The organism is Ruegeria sp. SAZA006 (assembly GCF_059613465.1).
The window spans coordinates 201,373-220,212 of sequence record NZ_JBXWSO010000010.1; the positions used below are offsets into that span (position 1 = coordinate 201,373).

The 18,840-nt window shown below is 63.8% G+C and carries 19 protein-coding genes; 11 read left to right on the plus strand and 8 right to left on the minus strand.

Annotated elements, in window-relative coordinates; all coding sequences use genetic code 11:
- Entirely contained in the window at window positions 1–702 is a 702-nt protein-coding gene (locus AC2FNZ_RS10485) for a Crp/Fnr family transcriptional regulator (protein ID WP_496840544.1), read from the minus strand.
- Window positions 703–881: 179 nt separating this feature from the next.
- Here AC2FNZ_RS10485 and hemA point away from each other — a divergent pair, with 179 nt between their 5' ends.
- On the plus strand, window positions 882–2,105 hold the full coding sequence (gene hemA, locus AC2FNZ_RS10490) for a 5-aminolevulinate synthase (protein WP_496840546.1): 1,224 nt from the start codon (window positions 882–884) through the stop codon (window positions 2,103–2,105).
- Between the two features lie 58 nt (window positions 2,106–2,163).
- On the opposite strand, the gene AC2FNZ_RS10495 is transcribed toward hemA, so the two are convergent.
- From AC2FNZ_RS10495 to AC2FNZ_RS10520, 6 genes are read right to left on the minus strand one after another with little or no spacing between them, the layout of a single operon-like run.
- A complete protein-coding gene (locus AC2FNZ_RS10495; protein WP_170421557.1) occupies window positions 2,164–2,439 on the minus strand; it encodes a cytochrome C oxidase subunit IV family protein in 276 nt (91 codons plus the stop codon).
- 4 nt (window positions 2,440–2,443) lie between these two features.
- Complete coding sequence (locus AC2FNZ_RS10500) at window positions 2,444–2,992, minus strand: cytochrome c oxidase subunit 3 (protein WP_496840548.1); 549 nt, start codon at window positions 2,990–2,992, stop codon at window positions 2,444–2,446.
- On the minus strand, window positions 2,989–4,911 hold the full coding sequence (locus AC2FNZ_RS10505) for a nitric oxide reductase activation protein NorD (RefSeq protein ID WP_496840550.1): 1,923 nt from the start codon (window positions 4,909–4,911) through the stop codon (window positions 2,989–2,991). The genes AC2FNZ_RS10500 and AC2FNZ_RS10505 overlap by 4 nt, the downstream gene beginning before the upstream one ends.
- Before the next feature lie 8 nt (window positions 4,912–4,919).
- A complete protein-coding gene (locus AC2FNZ_RS10510) occupies window positions 4,920–5,735 on the minus strand; it encodes a CbbQ/NirQ/NorQ/GpvN family protein (RefSeq protein WP_093963187.1) in 816 nt (271 codons plus the stop codon).
- A complete protein-coding gene (locus AC2FNZ_RS10515; protein WP_093963188.1) occupies window positions 5,732–7,132 on the minus strand; it encodes a cbb3-type cytochrome c oxidase subunit I in 1,401 nt (466 codons plus the stop codon). Before AC2FNZ_RS10515 ends, AC2FNZ_RS10510 begins: the two co-directional genes overlap by 4 nt.
- Window positions 7,133–7,147: 15 nt before the next feature.
- Complete coding sequence (locus AC2FNZ_RS10520; RefSeq protein WP_093963737.1) at window positions 7,148–7,597, minus strand: c-type cytochrome; 450 nt, start codon at window positions 7,595–7,597, stop codon at window positions 7,148–7,150.
- Window positions 7,598–7,841: 244 nt separating this feature from the next.
- On the opposite strand from AC2FNZ_RS10520, the gene AC2FNZ_RS10525 reads away from it, so the two are divergent.
- Window positions 7,842–8,948 carry a Hint domain-containing protein gene (locus tag AC2FNZ_RS10525; protein ID WP_496840551.1) on the plus strand — a complete coding sequence of 369 codons (1,107 nt, stop codon included), beginning with the start codon at window positions 7,842–7,844 and terminating at the stop codon, window positions 8,946–8,948.
- 5 nt (window positions 8,949–8,953) lie between these two features.
- Here AC2FNZ_RS10525 and AC2FNZ_RS10530 read toward each other — a convergent pair whose 3' ends face one another.
- Window positions 8,954–10,147: an NnrS family protein gene (locus AC2FNZ_RS10530; protein WP_496840553.1), complete on the minus strand. Its 1,194-nt coding sequence runs from the start codon at window positions 10,145–10,147 to the stop codon at window positions 8,954–8,956.
- Window positions 10,148–10,380: 233 nt separating this feature from the next.
- Between AC2FNZ_RS10530 and AC2FNZ_RS10535 the strand changes: the two genes are divergently transcribed.
- The 9 genes from AC2FNZ_RS10535 to ahbB (AC2FNZ_RS10575) all read left to right on the plus strand — a co-directional run bounded on the left by AC2FNZ_RS10535 (window position 10,381) and on the right by ahbB (AC2FNZ_RS10575) (window position 18,835).
- Window positions 10,381–12,057 carry a cytochrome D1 domain-containing protein gene (locus tag AC2FNZ_RS10535; RefSeq protein WP_093963191.1) on the plus strand — a complete coding sequence of 559 codons (1,677 nt, stop codon included), beginning with the start codon at window positions 10,381–10,383 and terminating at the stop codon, window positions 12,055–12,057.
- Between the two features lie 145 nt (window positions 12,058–12,202).
- Window positions 12,203–13,990 (plus strand): NapC/NirT family cytochrome c, encoded by a 1,788-nt coding sequence (locus AC2FNZ_RS10540; RefSeq protein WP_496840555.1) that lies wholly within the window; start codon window positions 12,203–12,205, stop codon window positions 13,988–13,990.
- A gap of 54 nt (window positions 13,991–14,044) precedes the next feature.
- Window positions 14,045–14,452 (plus strand): cupredoxin domain-containing protein, encoded by a 408-nt coding sequence (locus AC2FNZ_RS10545; protein ID WP_496840557.1) that lies wholly within the window; start codon window positions 14,045–14,047, stop codon window positions 14,450–14,452.
- Between the two features lie 212 nt (window positions 14,453–14,664).
- Window positions 14,665–15,426, plus strand: coding sequence for a uroporphyrinogen-III C-methyltransferase (cobA, locus tag AC2FNZ_RS10550; protein ID WP_093963194.1), 762 nt, complete (start codon window positions 14,665–14,667; stop codon window positions 15,424–15,426).
- Window positions 15,419–15,769, plus strand: a complete 351-nt coding sequence (locus AC2FNZ_RS10555; protein ID WP_261392159.1) for a c-type cytochrome — start codon at window positions 15,419–15,421, stop codon at window positions 15,767–15,769. Before cobA ends, AC2FNZ_RS10555 begins: the two co-directional genes overlap by 8 nt.
- Entirely contained in the window at window positions 15,766–16,914 is a 1,149-nt protein-coding gene (locus AC2FNZ_RS10560; protein WP_496840559.1) for a cytochrome D1 domain-containing protein, read from the plus strand. The genes AC2FNZ_RS10555 and AC2FNZ_RS10560 overlap by 4 nt, the downstream gene beginning before the upstream one ends.
- A 3-nt stretch (window positions 16,915–16,917) precedes the next feature.
- On the plus strand, window positions 16,918–17,907 hold the full coding sequence (gene ahbB / locus AC2FNZ_RS10565; protein ID WP_496840561.1) for a siroheme decarboxylase subunit beta: 990 nt from the start codon (window positions 16,918–16,920) through the stop codon (window positions 17,905–17,907).
- On the plus strand, window positions 17,904–18,356 hold the full coding sequence (locus tag AC2FNZ_RS10570; protein ID WP_496840562.1) for an Lrp/AsnC family transcriptional regulator: 453 nt from the start codon (window positions 17,904–17,906) through the stop codon (window positions 18,354–18,356). Before ahbB (AC2FNZ_RS10565) ends, AC2FNZ_RS10570 begins: the two co-directional genes overlap by 4 nt.
- On the plus strand, window positions 18,353–18,835 hold the full coding sequence (ahbB, locus tag AC2FNZ_RS10575) for a siroheme decarboxylase subunit beta (protein WP_496840564.1): 483 nt from the start codon (window positions 18,353–18,355) through the stop codon (window positions 18,833–18,835). Before AC2FNZ_RS10570 ends, ahbB (AC2FNZ_RS10575) begins: the two co-directional genes overlap by 4 nt.
- Window positions 18,836–18,840: the final 5 nt, after the last annotated feature.

An 18,840-nucleotide genomic window follows, 5' to 3' on the forward strand; every position in this document is an offset into this window, starting at 1 on the left:
TCAGCGCCCCCAGTTGTCGGCCGGATCGCTGTCGGCATAGTCGCGCAGCAGCGGAATGTCCGAGATTTCCGCGTGGTTGCGGTTGATCTTCACCCCCACCGCCTTGAGCCGCGAAAACGCACGGCTCAGGCTTTCGGGCTTCATGCCCAGACGCCCGGCGATCAGCATCTTGTCATAGGGCAGCTCGACTTGGCAGGCGCCTTCGTCGCAGTCACACAGGTTCAGCAGGAACTCGGCCACCCGCTGCGCCCCGGTCTGGGCCTTGAGCTGTTCCAGCTGGGACACCAGCGAATGCAAATGTGTGAAGGTCGAAGCCAGGATCGAGATCCCGATCTCGGGGTCGGCCTTCATCAAGGAAATCAGCACCGGGCTGGGAATGTGCATGATCTCGCAGGCCGAGACCGCCTCGGCCGAAACCGGATAGGGCACGTTGCGCAGCGCCACCGCCTCGCCGAAACTTTCGCCGCGGGTGAAAACGCTGACCACGGCCTCGGCCCCGGTGGGCGACATGCGGAACAGCTTGACCCATCCGGCCAGGACGACATGCACAGCCTGGGCGCTTTCTTCCTGCACAAAGATCGTCTCGCCACGGTCATACTGGCGCCAGATCGCATGGCTCAGCAAGGTTTCGACATGCTGATCCGGCAGGCTTTTGAGCAGCAGCGACTGCCGCGCAATGGCTTTTTGTGCTTCATGCGCCACGAAGGCATCCCCTTTTGTCCGGCCGAATAACCGGCCCATTCATCCGTGCGCCAGCCTATGCCAAACCCGCGCGCCGCGCACCACCCTTTTCCCGGCGTCGCTTGACTATTGTCATGTTCCCGACGCGCGCGCGCCCCTAGATTTTGGTCCAACAGCCAGTTTTCCGGGGAGATCGAGACATGGATTACGAGCGTTTCTTCAGCCAGAGCCTCAGCGACCTGAAGGCCGAAGGCAACTACCGTGTCTTCATCGACCTGCAGCGCAAATGCGGCGCCTTTCCCAATGCCCGCCAGACTGATGGCGCGGCGGCAAGGAACGTGCGCATCTGGTGTTCGAACGACTATCTGGGCATGGGCCAGCACCCTTCTGTTCTGGCGGCGATGCATGACGCGCTGGACCGTTGCGGCGCCGGTGCGGGCGGCACCCGCAACATTTCCGGCACCACCCATGACCACGTCCTGTTGGAACGCGAACTGGCCGACCTGCACGGGAAAGAGGCGGCGCTGCTGTTCACCTCCGGCTACGTCTCGAACTGGGCGGCGCTGGGGACGCTGGCGGCAAAGATCCCCGGCCTGATCGTGTTCTCGGACGCGCTGAACCATGCCTCGATGATCGAGGGCATCCGCCATTCGCGGGCGCAGAAGGTGATCTGGAAGCACAACGATCTGGACGACCTGCGCGCCAAGCTGGCCGCCGCCGACCCCGAGGCGCCCAAGATGATCGCCTTTGAATCGGTCTATTCGATGGATGGCGACATCGCGCCGATCAAGGAAGTCTGCGACCTGGCCGATGAATTCGGCGCGATGACCTATCTGGACGAGGTGCATGCCGTCGGCCTCTACGGCCCGCGCGGCGGCGGCATCGCCGAACGCGAGGGTCTGATGGACCGCCTGACCGTGATCGAGGGCACGCTGGGCAAGGCGTTCGGCGTTGTGGGCGGCTATATCGCCGCCTCGGCCGCGCTGTGCGATTTCGTCCGCAGCTTTGCCAGCGGCTTCATATTCACCACCGCCCTGCCGCCGGCGATCGCCGCCGGGGCGGCGGCCTCGATCCGGCATCTGAAACAATCAAATGCGGAACGCGACCTGCAGAAGGAACGCGTGGCCCAGGTTCGCGCCCGGCTCGACGCCGAGGGCATCCCGCATCTGCCCAACCCCAGCCACATCATCCCGGTGATGGTGGGCGACCCGGTCAAGTGTAAGTTCATCTCGGACACGCTGTTGGAAGAGTTCGGCATCTACATCCAGCCAATCAACTATCCCACCGTCCCCAAGGGCACCGAGCGGCTGCGCATCACGCCCTCGCCTGTGCATACCGATGCCGATATCGACCATCTGGTCGGCGCGCTCTCGGCGCTGTGGCAGCGGTGCCAGATCGCCCGGATGCCGATGGCCGCGCAATAGATTTCTGTCCCTGAACTGGCAAGCCGCCGTGCCCCTGTGCGCGGCGGTTCTTTTTGCCTCAGACCAGGTAGAGCGCGAAGATCAGTGCCGCAAAGGTGCTCAGCACCAACGTGAAGCCCCGCAGCCAGGCGGGGCTGCATTCAAGGTCGAGATACCGCGCCAGGATGATGCGGGCCTTGAACAAGGCCAGCAGCAGGATGCCGCCCCCGACCAGCCGGGGCTCAACCGGCACGAGGGTCAGCAGGGCCGAGGCCAGGCTGAGAGCGATCAGGCCGGCCCAGGCGCGGGTCAAGCGATCCGCATGGGTGTATCGGACAAAGGAAAAACTCGGCATCGCATCACCCCAGCAGGTAGATCACCGGAAACAGCAGGATCCAGACCAGATCGACCATGTGCCAGAACTGGCCGCCGGCCTCGATATTGCGGGGATCGTCGCGCCAGGCGACCAGCAGCAGAATGGTGACCCCGGCCAGCACATGCGCGGCATGGAACCCGGTGAGAAGGTAGTAGAACAGGAAAAACGGGTGGGTCTCGTAGCTGATGCCCTGGGCGGCCTTGCCGGCATATTCCGCGCCCTTGATGATCAGGAACACCACGCCCAGCAGGGCCGCGCCAATCAGGGCCAGCCTTGCGGCGCCGCGGCGCGCTGCCTGTCGCCAGCGCAGGGCCCGCGCAGCCAGAAAGCCCGAGGTGACCAGAACCCCCGTGTTGAGCGCGGCCCCGGTACGGTACAGGTGTGATTGCGCCTCGGCAAAGCCCGCCGGGTCGGTCAGGCGGACACCCATGAAGGCGATCAGCCCGGCCCCGAACACCAACAGTTCCGAAACGATCAGAACCCACATCAGCAATTCGCCGGGCAGCTCGTCGATCAGGGACGCATCGCTCATGCGCCGACCAGTTGGCGATAGATCTGCGGCAGCGCCATGGTCAGGCGGTTGGGGTCGGGGATCACCGCGAACCCGCCCTGCCCGAACATGCGCGGGAACCAGCTTTTGCCGGTCTTGTCGATGGTGACGCCGAAGACCGACTGCCCCGCCCGGCGCGCCTCGCGTATGGCCATGCAGGTATCTTCGATACCGTGGCGGCCCTCGTAGTGGTCCAGATCGTTGGGCTTGCCATCGGTGATCACCAGCAGCAGCCAGCGTTTGCGCGCCTGCGCCGCCAGATCGGCCGAGGCATGCCGGATCGCCGCCCCCAGCCGCGTGTAATGGCCCGGCCGCAGCGACGCGATGCGCTGTTCCACGGTGGCGGTCATGGGCTCATTGAACTTTTTGCAGCGCTGCACATAGACCCGCTGGCGTTTCAGTGAACTGAAGGCGTGGATGGCGAAATCGTCGCCGCAGGCGTTCAGACCCCAGGCGAGCGCCGCCAGCGCCTCGCGTTCGATGTCGATCACCGCGCGCCCCGTGACCGCGCTTTCGGTCGAGCGGCTGACATCCAGCAGGATCGACACCGCCAGGTCGCGCGCCTCGGGGCGGGATTGCATCCAGATACGCTCGTTGCCCTCGCCATTGGCGTGGCGGTCTACGGCGCTGCGCACGGCGGCCTCGATATCCAGCTGGTCGCCGTCCAGATGGCCGCGGGTCATCACGCGGCCCGGGCGCAAGGCCTCGAACTGGCGCTTGACGGCGCGGATGCGGCGGGCGGTGGCCGGGTCCTTGCCGAACTCGGCGGCATCCTCGCGGATCTCGGCATCCGAGGTCAGAACGTTGACGTGATCGGGCAGATACTGCCCCGTGCGCACGTCCCATTCGGGGTAAAGGATGCGGCCCGAGAGGCGTTCGCGGTCCACGTCCTCGGGGGCGAGGTCGAGGTGCAGCTTCAACCGTGTCGGCGGCGCCTTGGAAATCTGGCCCAGCCCGATCTCGTCCTGATCGTCGGCAGCCTTTTTCGCGTTGTCCGGGTCGTCATCGTCGATCCGGCGGTTGAGGTTGAGGAACTCGGCCCAGCTGAGGATTGCCTCGAACTTGTGCAGGATCAGACTGTCCTGCCGCTCGGCCTGGTCGGATTTGCGGCGACGGGCGCGGTGGGTCTTTTCGCCCGATTCCTCGGGTGGGCCGTCGGTGTCGCGGCTTTCGACCTCGGTGTGTTCGGAAAAGGCGACCGCGCGCAGTTCGGGCCACAGGGGCACCGGACGGAACGGCTGGTACCCGCGCGGGGCGGCCACGTCGTCGCCCAGGTCGTCGTAAGCATGGGCGCGGGTGGACAGAGGCGCAGGGTCGCCCAGCATCCGGCGGATCAGCTCTTCGACGGCGGCCTCGGCCGTGGGCAGGCCGGGCAGGTCACGCTGATACAGCACGCCCTTGCACAGTTCGGTGTAAAGCGGGCGCAGGCCCGGCGCGTCTTCGAGCGTTGCGGCGACCATCGCGCGGGCCGCCTGCAGGGCGCGCAGATCGGCGCGCAGGGGGTCGTCCTCGTCGATGCGGGTTCCGGCATGGGCGGCCACCGCCGCCAGCCAGACATAAAGCGCGCCATTGGCTTCGCGCGCGGGAAACACCGCCAACCGGTCGGGCAGGCGCAGGACCTCGCCGTCGAAACTGGCGCGTGGAATCAGCTCGGCCTCGGTGGCCAGCTTGCGCCGCCAGCCCAGCCGGTGGCGCGAGAGCTCGGGCGAAACCGGGCGCAGCTCGACGCCCGGACTGCCGCCCAGCCCCCGGAAAAGAACGGCCAGCCGCCCCGCGACCTGCGACAGGTCGACCGCGGCTCCTTCGTGCACCTCTGGTGCATCAAGGCGGCTGGCAAGGGTGTGCCACAGTTTCCCGATCGTTTCTTCGGGTTCCCATGGCTCAAAGTCGATCCTGACCATCGCCGGCCTCACCCAAAGACGGCGGTGACAAGATCGAGGAGCCCGCGTTTGATATCCTCATCATCGGTCAGAGGTTCGATCATGGCGGCAAGGATGGCGCGGTCGGTGGACATGCCCTGCGCGATCAGCGTCGCGGCATAGACGACCAGGCGGGTGGATACGCCTTCCTCGAGGTCCTGACCCTTGAGCCCGCGCAGTTTTCCCGCCAGCCGCACCAGCGGCTTGCAGCGTTCCAGCGGCAGTCCGCTTTCCTGCGCAACCACCTCGGCCTCCATCTGAGGCGAGGGAAAGTCGAATTCCAGCGAGATGAACCGTTGCCGGGTCGAGGGTTTGAGGGTTTTCAGAATGTTCTGATAGCCGGGGTTGTAGGACGCCACCAGCATGAAGCCGGGCGCGGCTTCAAGCTCTTCTCCGGTGCGGTCGATCGGCAGGATGCGACGATCGTCGGTCAGCGGGTGCAGCACCACGGTCACGTCCTTGCGCGCTTCGACCACCTCGTCCAGATAGCAGATCGCGCCTTCCCGCACCGCGCGGGTCAAGGGGCCATCGACCCAGACCGTCTCGCCGCCTTTCAGCAGGTAACGCCCGATCAGGTCGGCGGCGGCCAGGTCGTCATGACAGGCTACGGTATAGAGCGGCCGGCCCAGGCTGGCAGCCATATGGGCCACGAAGCGGGTCTTGCCGCACCCTGTTGGCCCTTTCAGCAGGACCGGCAGCTTGTTTGTATAGGCGGCGGCGAACACGTCGCATTCATCGCCTTGGGGCAGGTAGAAGGGGGCGTCCGCCGCCCCCTTTCCCAGTTGCATCGATCCATCCATGTTCATGACTCCGCTGCCACGTGGTCAGGATCGCTTTCCAGGCGCTCGCGTTCGACCGGTCCGGGTTCGACGATCTCTTTGCGCGGAACCCAGATCGAGTAGATGAACAACAGCGCACCGATGACCGCGACCAGACCGGAGCCGAAGCGCATCCAGTAGAAGATCGCGATCTGATCCTGCACATCCATGTAGTAGTCACCCACCACGCGCTGCATGTGCGTCTGGACGGTACCGGCGAAGGTCAGCACGAAGGTCATGAAGACCATGCCGCTGGTCATCAGCCAGAACGAGGCCATGTTCAGCACCTGATTGTACGGATCCCGGTTTTTCAGGATCGGCATCGCATAGGTGAAGATCGCCAGGTTGAGGCAGACATAGGCGCCGTAGAAGGCCAGGTGCCCGTGAGCCGCGGTGATCTGCGTGCCGTGGGTATAATAGTTCACCCCGTGCAACGTGTGCAGGAAGCCCCAGACCCCGGCACCGAAAAAGGCCAGCGTGGCACAGCCCAGCGACCACAGCAGTGCGGCCTTGTTGGGATGGTCCCGACGGCCTTTCCAGACCATGACGAAGGCAAAGGCCATCATCGCGAAGAACGGGATTACCTCGAGGCTCGAGAAGATCGACCCGATCCACTGCCAGTAGCCCGGCGTACCGATCCAGTAATAGTGGTGCCCGGTGCCCAGAATGCCCGAGAACAGCGCGGCGGCGACGATGACATAAAGCCATTTCTCGACCACTTCGCGGTCAACACCGGTCAGCTTGAGCATCAGGTAGGCCAGAATCGAGGCCATGATCAGCTCCCACACGCCTTCGACCCACAGGTGGACGACATACCACCAGTACTGCTTGTCCAGCGACAGGTTGCCCGGGTTGTAGAAGGCGAACAGGAACAACAGAGCCAGACCCCACAGGCCCAGCAGCAGGATGTTTGTGATGGCGGTCTTCTTGCCCTTAAGAACGGTCAACGACACGTTGTAGAGGAAGATCAGCGCCGCCACGACGATGCCGGCCTTGACCCATTTGGGTTGCTCAAGGAACTCGCGCCCCTCTTTGCCCAGCAGCCAGTTGCCTTCGAACAAGTTGAAGACATAGGTCAGCACCACACCCAGCGTGCCCAGGATCAGGATCGCCAGCTGGATATAGGCCAGCTTGGTCGAGTGGATCTCGCGCTCGGCCTCTTCGGGGATCAGGAAATAGGCCGCGCCGAAAAAGCCGGTGATCAGCCATACGATCAGCGCGTTGGTGTGCAGCATCCGCACGATGTTGAACGGCAGAAGCTCGCTCAGAAAGTTGGGGGATACATAGATCCAGCCGGCCAGCAGACCGCCGATCACCTGGATCGCGAACAGGGCCATTGCGAATGCGAAATAGGCATAGGCCACTTTTTGGGATTCGTATTTCATTGCTCCGTTCCCTTCTCAGCCCGCGTCATTCGGGGGCCAGTCCTGAGCGTCGATATTGTCCGTCCAGATCAGGAAGTTGGCCAGATCACGGATCTCTTCGTCGCTGAGGTTGAATTGGGGCATCTGCCGGCGACCGGGAATGCCGGTGGGTTGCGCCTCCATCCAGCCCTTGAGGGATTCAAAGGCCGATTCCGGGTCGTCCAGAACGCCCCAGCGGGTCATCACGTTGGCGACCTCGGGGGCGAAATAGGCACCCTCACCCATGATCGAGTGGCAGTTGATGCAGGCGTGTTTTTCCCAGACATGCTTGCCCCGGATCACGCTTTCATCCAGCTTCGCCGAGTTCGGCGAATTGACGATGTACAAGTGTGAATGGGCCGACAGGGCCAGAAAGATTAAGATGAAGAACAGTGACCCGCCATAGAATATGTTGCGGGCCATGCTCTTGGTCATGACTTCTCGCATTGCGCTCTCCTTTGCGCCGCTTTGCTGGTAGTGGGACAATGGCGGGATGGGCGGTTTGCCGCCTTAACGAAAGTCAAGACTCTGTCCTGCCACGCGGCCAATAGGCTACATTCCCTTAAAATAAGCGTGAAATGCCCCGAAATCGCCTTGAACCGCTGCTATCAGGGTGCCAAGTCAGATGGAGTTGCCGGATCTGTGTTGTGCGGTTCCGGTGTCTTTGAATGAGTGAGTGAACGAGTAAAAGATGGCGAACTATTCCTATATCGGCTACGCGCCGGGGGTGATTTCACTTAGTTTTACCGGGTTTAACTCCGGTACCATCACTCTGAGTTCAGGCTACGATCCGAACACCGATCGCCGGGTATTTGACGTAACCGATGCGGCCGGTGGAACGCTCGTGAACGGGGACCCGGACAATGGAACTGATTTTAACGGCGACCGTTTCAACAACGAAGTCGGCGATGACCTGACACAGACAGGCGTTGTCACCAGTCTTGACGGATCAACCACCTTTGATTCCGGCGCTATCTATCTGGAAGAATCCTACGCCCTGACCAAACCGGGCGGCGGTACGATCGATGTTTTTCGGGTCGAGGTTGAAGGAAGTCTTGTAGGATACATCACGTCCGAACCTTTGGTACCCGGTACCGCCTATTCCTTCATTCGTTCGAATGTGACCCCGTCGAACGCGCCGGACACCACCGATCCTACAGCGATCGTCGACGTGCCCTGCTTTACCGCCGGTACGCTGATCGATACGCCCACCGGCGCCAAGGCGATAGAAGATCTGGCCGAAGGCGACCTGGTTCTGACGCTCGATCACGGCCCGCAACCGATTCGCTGGATCGGCTCGCGCACCTTGACGTCGGCCGAGCTGCGAGCCAAGCCACGGCTGCGGCCGGTCTGCGTGTCTGCGGGTGCGCTGGGGGCGGGTCTACCGCGGCGCGATCTGCGGGTCTCTCCGCAGCACCGGATGCTGGTCCGCTCGGCGATTGCCGTGCGCATGTTCGACGCCCAAGAAGTGCTGATCCCCGCCCATAAGCTGGTCGGCGTTCCCGGCGTTCATGTCGATGAAACTGCCAGCAGCGTGACGTACTACCACATTCTGTTCGACCGCCATGAAATCGTGACCGCCGAGGGGGCTCCGTCGGAAAGCCTGTACACCGGGCCCGAGGCTCTCAAAAGCATTGGCCGCGATGCCCGAGACGAGATCTTCGAGATATTCCCCGAGCTTGACGACCCGGATCATGTCCCGATCGCCGCTCGGCCCATTCCCGAAACCGGCAAGCGTGCGCGGCACATGATCCATCGGCATGTCAAAAACGCGCGACCATTGATCGACCGGGCCTGAGCCTCTCAGGACGGTACCGCACGCGGACCCACCAAGGCCGGCCACATCGCCACCACATACAGCGCCATCGCGCTGATCCACAGCCCGTCGGCGACCAGCATGGTGGTCAGAAATTGCGCGTCCAACCCGGACCCAATCCAGCGCAAGATCGCAGCCAAAGCCATCGCTCCGTAGGCGACGACCACCGGAGCGGGGGCGACCAGCGCCCGTCCGCTATGGCCAAGCGCAGCGCGGCTCATGACCGCCAGGGTCATCCCTCCCACACAGCCGATTCCCAACACATGCAGCGCACCAAGTTCACTGCCGAGGCCAAACAGGCCCATTCCCCACAGAACCAAGCCAAGGCCCAGCATCCCCAGGGCCAGATGCAGCGCAAACAGGATCGGCTGCCGGAGCGCCCAAGCCCCCCGCCAACCTGACAGGCGCAAGCCCTGTATCACTCCGAGGACCAGTGCCATTATCGCGACTGCGTACCCGGCCCCGAAGATCAGCATCGCAGCGGGCAGCAGCAGGGCCAGCACCATGTTGCTTTTTTCCATCCAATCACGACTGACAGGCCAGTCAGCTTCGGGTACGCCTGCGCGCTTCATTGCGTTGCGCGTAAAGGCCGGAGTGATCCGACCTCCCAGAATGGCGATCATGGAACACAAGGCAAGCAGTCCTGTGCGGAGGCCGACATCGAGGGTTCCGGTCGTCACACCGCTCCAGTCCAGATGGGTCAACAGGTTGGACACCCAGATGTAGGCCAGCAACAGAAGAAAGATCATGTTCTGCGGTTTTGGTCGCCGGATCAACTGGGTGGCGATCTTGGCCGCAAGAACCGGCACGAAGGCGAGGTCGAGCACCGCGACAATCACCGGGTCGATCGCACCCGAGAACCACAGTGCCACGCGCCCGGCCAACCACAGCGCCGCTGCAGCGGCAATAAACAAGCGCCGCGCCTCGGGGGCGCCGGTCCAGTTGGGGACGGCGGTCAGAAAGAACCCGCCCAGTGCGGCACTGGCATAGCCGAAAACCATCTCGTGCGCGTGCCACATCGGCGGGCTCATGGCATAGGGCGCCTCGGTCCACATTTCGACCCCGGCCAGCGTTGCCAGCCACCCTCCCCAGGCCAAACCGGCAAACACGCCGTAAAGACCTGCAAACAGAAAAAAGACCCGGAACCCCTCACCCATAACGCGCGTGATTGCCGATGGCATGCCTGCTCTCCTTGGCCAAACTGTTCGATGGCCAAGCACTAGCAACCGCCGGGCCCGCCCCCCTTAACCAAAATCAAGCGTCGGCGAAAACATGACCCCAAAAAGCACTTATTTTCATGGCTTTTTTCGGCCCCATTTCCGTCTGAACACCCCCTCCGTTGACTTTCGTCAAGGAGAAGACGCCCGTCCCGGCGCAGTGTCCGGCCTGCCTCACCAGCAAACGGAGAGTGATCATGTCACTTGGAATCAGCCATTACACCACCGGCCGCGCCTTCAGGGTCGGTCTGGCCATGTTGTTGGGCAGCGTCGCTGCTCCGACATTCGCCGAAGAGCCAACCCTGAGCGACGAGGCCTTCGAGGCTTCGAAACAGCTCTACTTCGAACAATGTGCCGGTTGCCACGGCGTGCTGCGCAAGGGCGCCACCGGCAAGAACCTCGAGCCGCACTGGAAGAAAACCGCAGCCGACGGCACCGTGACCGAAGGCGGCACCCTGCAACTGGGCCAGGAGCGCCTTGAAAAGATCATCGCGTGGGGCACCGAAGGCGGCATGAACAACTTCTCGGACATCATGACCGAGGAGCAGATTCGCGACATGGCGACCTACATCATGATGGACGCGCCCAAGCCGCCGGAAATGTCGCTGGAACAGATGAAGGCGACCCGCAAGGTCTATGTCGAAGAGGCAGACTATCCGACCGAGCCGCTGCACGGTCGCAACTGGGAGAACTTCTTCGTCGTCATCGAACGTGACGTGGGCAAGGTTGCCGTAATCGACGGCGACACCAAAGAGGTACTGACCCACATCCCCACCGGCTATGCCGTGCACGTTCTGAAAGCGTCCGAACACCATAGCCTGACCGAACCGGAACACCCGGGCCGTTTCTGGTACACCATGGGTCGCGACGGCAAGATGACCAAAATCGACCTCTGGCAGACGCCGGACAAGATGTTGGTCTCGGAGGTCAAGATCGCCTATGACGCCCGCGACGTCGCAGTTTCCGGCGATGGCAAATACGTCATCGGTGGTGGTTACTGGCCGCCGCACTTCGCGATCGTTGACGCCAAAACCATGGAACCGCTCAAGGTCGTTTCGACCCGCGGCGTGAACGTGGACGGCGACTATGTCGAAGAAAGCCGCGTGGCCGCGATCTACACGACACCGAACGAACCCACCTGGATCGTCGCCGTGAAAGAGTTGGGCCAGTTGTGGCAGGTCGATTACACAGACCTCGACAACCTGCGCATCGACAAGATCGACAGCGCCAAGTTCCTGCATGACGGGTTCTTTGACCCGACGGGCCGCTATTTCCAGATCGCCGCGAACGCGTCGAACAAAATGGTGGTCGTCGATACCGAAACCCACAAGCTGGAAGCGATGATCGACACCGCTGCCTTGCCGCACCCCGGACCGGGCGCAAACTGGGTCGATCCGAACTGTGGACCCGTCGCCGGTACGACCCACCTGGGTGTGGGTACCGTGACCGTTTGGGGCAACGACCCTGAAGGCCACCCGGATCAGGCTTGGAAGGTCTGCTACGAAGTGGAGACGGACGGCCCCGGCCTGTTTGTCCGCACCCACCCGAACTCGGACTACATCTGGGCTGACCAGACCAAACACCCCGAGCCGGAAATCCAGCAGTCGGTGCAGGTCATCTCGAAAGAGACCGGCGAGATCGTGAAAACCATCCAGATCACCGAAGACGAAGGCAGTGCCGCCGTTCACTTTGAATTCAATGCCGACGGCACCGAGGTCTGGGTCTCCAAGTGGAACCTGTCGGACTCCAAGGAGCCCAACGGTCAGATCGTGATCTTCGACGCCAAAACGCTGGAAGAGATCGGCCGCATCGACGGGCTCTATGCGCCGACCGGCAAGTTCAACGTCTACAACCGTTCGAACCACGTCACCTGACGGGTTCGGACCAGACACCGGAAAGGGCGGGCCCCTCGCCCGCCCTTTCCACGTTCGCGGGGCCGCTCTGGCCCGGTGAAACCTCAGCCAATTTCACCGGCCTGACACCCAAGGCCAGACAAGACAGCCAAAACGGAGCCTGGACATGACCCAGTCCGAACCGGAAAAGAAAAAACCGATCTGGCGCCGGTATTTCCTGTGGGGAATGCCCGTGGCCGGCATCGCCGCGGCCTTTGTCGCCGGCATCATCTTCTGGGGCGGGTTCAACACCGCAATGGAAGCCACCAACACCGAGAAATTCTGTGTCTCGTGCCATGAGATGCGCGACTATATCTATACCGAGTACAAGGGTACGATCCACGACGTGAACCGCTCGGGCGTGGGCGCGGTCTGTTCGGACTGCCACGTGCCCAAGGACTGGACGCATAAGATCATCCGCAAGATCAAAGCGTCGAGAGAGCTGTACGGCAAGATGGTCGGCTCGATCAGCACGCCCGAGAAATTCGAGGCCAAGCGCATCCACCTGGCCATGAACGAATGGCAGCGGATGAAAAAGACCGACTCGCGCGAGTGCCGCAACTGCCACGATTTCGAGTCGATGATGCCCGAGTTCCAGAAACCGCGGGCACGGCAGCAGCACCTGAACGCGATGGAGCTCGGCCAGACCTGCATCGACTGCCACAAGGGTATCGCACACTCGAACATCCGTGACCGCGCACCCGAAGATTTTCTGGAAGAGCTCGAAGCCCCGAACCCGGCCTTCGCCCGTCCGATCCCGCCGGAATACCTGGCCAGCCTGGAACGGATCGAAGCCAAGGAGGCCGCCGAGGCCGAAGCCGAGAAAGCCGCCCGCAAGGCCCAGCAGGAGGCTGTGCAGGCGCAGATCGCCGCCGCGGTCGACGCTGCAGTGGCCGAGGAGCGCGCCAAGGCCGATGGCACCGCAACCGACGCCGCGGCCTCGGGCGGCAGCGACGTGGGCGGCAACATCGACTGGAACGCCGTGGCCAGCACCGATCTGAAACTGTTCTATCCGGGACAAGCTTCGTTCGAATGGGTGCAGAACGGCAAGACCCACGGCGGCGCACGCCCGCTGACCAAGGGTGGCGACCAGTGCTCGACCTGCCACGCCAAGGAACTGGACGCGATCGGCAACAAGATTGTCGCCGGCGGTGATCTCGAACCGACCCCGATCCCCGGCAAGCGCGGGGTGATCGACGCCACGGTTCAGGCCGCGCATGACGACGAAAACCTGTATATCCGGCTGCAATGGGCGGATGCGGGTCACAATCCCGTGCCCTTCGTCGACGGCGGCAAGATGGACCCGGACAACCCGATCAAGGTCGCCATGATGATCACCGGTACCGGGATCGAGCTGGGCGAACAGGTGGGGTGCTGGGCCTCGTGCCACGCCGACAACACCTATATGCCCTTTGCGCCCGATGCCGAAACCATCGCCGCCAACCCGGACGTGGCTGGACGCCTGACGGCCAAGGACACCGTCACCAAGTACATCAGCGAAAGCCGCACCGAGGTCGAAGTCAAAGGCCGGCGCGGCAAGCCGCTGGGCGGCTGGGACAAGCTGCAGGCCGAAGAGCAGATCGCGCAGTACCTGCAGGACGGCACTTTCCTTGACCTGATGCGCGTCTATGCCGACGGCAGCGCCACCAACGGCTATCTGCTGGAACAGCGCGTGGTCAATGATGGCGAGATCTCGGCCTCGGCCAGCCTGTCGGGCGGCATGTGGACGGTGGTGTTCTCGCGTCCGCTGAACTCGGGCGCGCCGGGCGACGTCCCGCTGGAGCCGGGCAAGACCTACACGGTGGGCTTTGCCATCCACGATGACCATACGGCGGCGCGGTTCCACCACGTCACGCTGAACACCAGCCTCGCGCTGGATGACGACAGCGCCGACATCAACGTGGTCAAACAGTAACGAAAAGGGGCCGGCGATCCGGCCCCTTTTCCACAGCCGAGGAGACATGGGACCATGACGACCAAGCCCCTTCTGACCGCAGTCCTGGCCCTTGTTGCGGCCCTGCCGGCCCTGGCCGATGAAACCGACCAGATCTGCGCCGAGGCCGAGGCGCGCTATGTCGAACTCTTCGGCGAACCCTCTGACGCAGCGCAGGATGCCGAGGTGGTGCTGATGTACAAGTACAACTTCTGCCCGGCCCGGATCACGGTCAAGCCCGGCACCACGGTTCGCTGGGTCAACGTGGACAAGCGCACCAGCCATTCGGTGCTGCTTAAAGATGGCAGTCAGCCCGAATCCGACCGCATCTTCCCCGAGGAGTCGGTCGAGATGACGTTCCTTGAGCCCGGCCCGCAGGACTATCTGTGCGGCCCTCATTGGGAAACCCAGAACATGGTCGGTATGGTCACCGTCGAACCCTGAACGCAGCAGACATACAGGCAAACAACAGGAGCGCGGGCGCAAATCCCGCGCTCCTTAACTTATGTCAAGGAGGCCCCTTTGCGAATGCGCCAGTCTGCGGCCATGACACGCCCGGCCACCCCAGCAACGTCCCGATCCGCCGCTCTGTCCGCGCTCGGAACCTACCGGAACACCCGGGTCCCGATGACATTCAGACCAAGCGAGATTGCACCATGAGCGGTAAGGTTTTTCTGATCGGCGCCGGACCCGGAGACCCCGAGTTGATGACCCTGCGCGCCCTGCGGATGCTGCGCGAGGCGGATGTGGTGGTCTACGACCGCCTGGTCTCGGACGAGATCCTGGCCATGCACGCCCCCGGCGCGCGGCTTATCCCCGTGGGCAAGGCGCCCAAATGCCATACCGTGCCGCAGGACCGGATCAACCAGATCCTGCTGGAACAGGCCCGCGCGGGCCACAGGGTTGCCCGCCTCAAGGGGGGCGATCCGATGATCTTTGGCCGCGGTTCGGAAGAGGCGGCGTTTCTGACGGACCATGGCATCGCCGTGGAATACGCGCCCGGCATCACCGCGGCGCAGGGGGCAAGCTGTTCGACCGGCGTGCCGCTGACCCATCGCGGGTTGGCCACATCGGTGCAATATGTCACCGGCCATCGTCAGGCCGACAAGGTGTTGGACCTCGACTGGAAGCGCCTGGCGGACCCTGACACCACTCTGGTCATCTACATGGGCGTCGCCAATATCGGCCAGATCGCCATGGGCCTGATGACCGAGAATCTGCCGGGATCGACCCCCGTCCTGGCCGTCGGCAAGGCGACCACCCCGGACGAGCGCCGCCTTGTCTCGCGTCTGGACCGTGTCGCCGCCGACGTGCGCGCGGCCGGTCTGGCCGCCCCTACCCTGTTCATCATCGGCAAGGTCGTGTCGCTGTATGCCGAACGGCCCGTTGCCGAGTTGCTGGAGCACGCTCATGGCTAGGACTCTGCCCATTGAACCGGCCCGCCGGGACTGGCCCGGGCGCGCGGTGCTGACCGCCGCCGTGCTGGTGGCCACTTCGGCCTTTGCGGCCGATGCGCTGGACCCTAACGCGCTGAAACGTCTGGTGCATCAGGATTGCGGGTCCTGCCACGGCCTGACCCTGAAAGGCGGGCTGGGCCCCGATCTGCGCGCAGGAAACCTGCAGCACTATGACCCCGAAATCCTGACCGGCGTAATCCTGGACGGCATCCCCGACACGGCCATGCCGCCCTGGCGGCCCCTCATCACCGAGGAAGAGGCCGAATGGATCACCCGTTATCTGCTGAAACCGGAGGCGCAATGAAACAGTTTGTCCTTGGCCTCGCGGCCTCGCTGCTGATGACCGCAGCCCATGCCGAACCCACCGCCACCGGAGACCTGGGGCTGGTGATAGAACGGGCCGCCGGTTCGGTCCTGCTGGTCGATCAGTCCGACCGCGCCGCGCTGGCCCGGATCGAGGGGCTGGGCGATCTGTCCCATGCCTCGCTGGTCTATTCGCCGGATGAACGTTTTGCCTATGTGTTCGGGCGCGACGGCGGGCTGACCAAAGTCGATATCGTGACCCGGCAGATCGCCAATCGAGTCGTACAGGCCGGCAACGCCATCGGCGGGGCGATCTCTGACGACGGCACGCTGGTTGCGGTGTCGAACTATGAACCCGGCGGGGTCCGCGTCTTTGACGCCGACACGCTCGAGATGGTGGCCGACATCCCCACCGGCAGCAAGACCATCGGCTTGGTCGATGCGCCGGGCCGCCGTTTCGTGTTTACCATGTGGGATACGGGCGAGACCTGGATCGCCGATTTCGCCCGCGGCACCGACCCGCAGATCACCAAGATCACCGACATGGGCAAAAACCCCTATGACGCGCTGATCACCGCCAATGGCCGCACCTACATCACCGGTCTGTTCGGGCAGGACGGGCTGACCGCGCTGGACCTGTGGGCAGACACCCCCGAACCGATCCGGGTGCTGCCCGGCTATGGGCGCGGCCAACAGGAGATGCCCGTCTACAAGATGCCCCATCTGGAAGGCTGGGCGCATACGGGCGCCGAATTCGTATTGCCGGCCGTCGGCCATCACCAGGTGCTCTGGGTCGATGCCGACACACTCACGGAAACCGGGCGCACCCAGACATACGGCCAGCCCGTCTTTGCCATGGCGCGGCCCGACGGCCGGCAGGTCTGGGTGAATTTCGCCCACCCGCTGAACGACACGATCCAGGTGATCGACACGGTCAGCAAACAGGTCATCCACGAGTTCAAACCGGGCCCGGCGGTCCTGCACATGGAGTTCACCCCGCGCGGGCACGAGGTCTGGATCAGCGTGCGCGATGCAAACACGGTCATGGTCTATGACACCCACAGCTTTGAAAAGCTGCGGGAAATTCCGGCCGACAGCCCCTCGGGCATCTTCTTCACCGCGCGTGCGCACAGAACGGGGCTGTAAGCGATGTGCCACATCACCGACCCGATCGACCGCAGGCTGCTGGATGACTGGCAGCGCGATTTTCCTGTTGCCGACCGGCCGTTCCAAGTGCTGGCCGCGGCGCTGGGGCTGGATGAGGCCGAGGTGATCGACCGCCTGTCCCGCATGCGCGCCGCCGGGCGCATCACCCGCGTCGGCGCAACGGTCGCGCCCGGCGTGGCGTCGGCCAGCACGCTGGCCGCCGTTGCCGCGCCCGAGGAGAAGGTGGAACAGATCGCCGCTCTGATCGACGCCGAGCCTGGCGTGAACCACAATTACCAGCGCGAGGATGACTGGAACCTGTGGTTCGTGGCCACCGGGCCTGACCGGGCGCATGTGAACGCCACCCTGGACCGGATCAGCGACCGCACCGGGCTGCGCGTGCTGGATCTGCGGCTGGTCCGCCCGTTCAACGTCGATCTGGGTTTTCGCATGTCGGATTGCTCGCGGCGTGTGCCACGGCCGCGTGCGGTCGACCGGAGCGTTCTGCGGCAAGGCGACCGCGACATCCTGCAGGCTCTCAGCGCGGGGCTGCCGCCGATGGCCGACCCTTACGCGGCGCTGGCCCGGTCCTTGAACCGCACCCCCGAGGACGTAATGAACCGCATCCGGGTGTTGCACAAGGCTGGCGTCATCTCGCGCCTGGGGGTTATCGTGCGGCACCGGGCGCTGGGGTGGTCGGCCAACGCCATGGTCGTGTGGGACCTGCCCGCCGAGCGGATCGACCACGCGGGCCCCGCACTGGCCGCCCATCCCGGCGTGACCCTGTGCTATGAGCGCCAGCCGGTCGAGGGCGTGTGGCCCTATCGGCTCTATTCCATGATCCACGCCCGGTCGCGCTCCGAGGCGCGGGGCATCCTGGCCGGCGCCGCCGCCCTGCCCGAACTGTCGGGCGCCGCGCACAAGGTTCTGTTCTCGACCCGATGCTTCAAGCAGACCGGCGCATTGATCAAACCGAAAGAGGCCGCCGCATGACCCCACTGGACGACACCGACCGCCGCCTGCTGAACCGATTGCAAGAGGACCTGCCGCTGACCGCCCGCCCCTATGCCGACGTGGCGGCTGAATTGGGGGTCACCGAACAGGACCTGCTGGACCGGCTGGCGCGGATGAAGGCCGACCGGATCATCACCCGGTTCGGCCCGTTCTTCGACGCCGCCGCAATGGGCGGGGATTTCTGCCTGTGCGCCATGGCGGTGCCGGAGGCCGAGTTCGAAACCGTCCTGACCAAAGTCAATGCGCACCCTGAGGTGGCACATAATTATGAGCGCACGCACCGGCTGAACATGTGGTTCGTTCTGGCGACCGAAACGCCCGAAGCGATCACCGCCACGGCCGACGCGATCGAACGCGATACGGGAATCACGGTTCACCGGTTCCCGAAACTGCAGGAATTCTTCATCGGCTTCCGGGTGGCAGCATGATAGACGCAACCGACAGACGGATCATCGAGGCACTGCAGGGTGGGCTGCCCCTGGTGCCCGCGCCCTATGCGCAGGTCGCCGACGATCTGGGGATCGAGGAAGCCACCCTGCTGGACCGGCTGGCGGCGCTGAAGGCGCGCGGGGTGATCCGGCGGATCGCCGGGGCCCCCAACCACTACAAGCTGGGCATGACATCGAACGGCATGACCGTCTGGGACGTGCAGGACGACCTGATCACCGAACTCGGCGCCCATATCGGAGCACTGCCCTTCGTCACCCATTGCTATGAACGGCCCCGCGCCCTGCCCGACTGGCCCTACAACCTGTTTGCCATGGTTCATGGCAGCTCGCCCGATGAGGTCGAAGACAAACGCGACCAGATCGCCGCGATCCTGGGATCGGCCTGCCGGGGCAGCGACATCCTCTATTCCACGCGCATCCTGAAAAAAACCGGGCTGCGCCTGAAAGCGAAAGGCTGAGACCG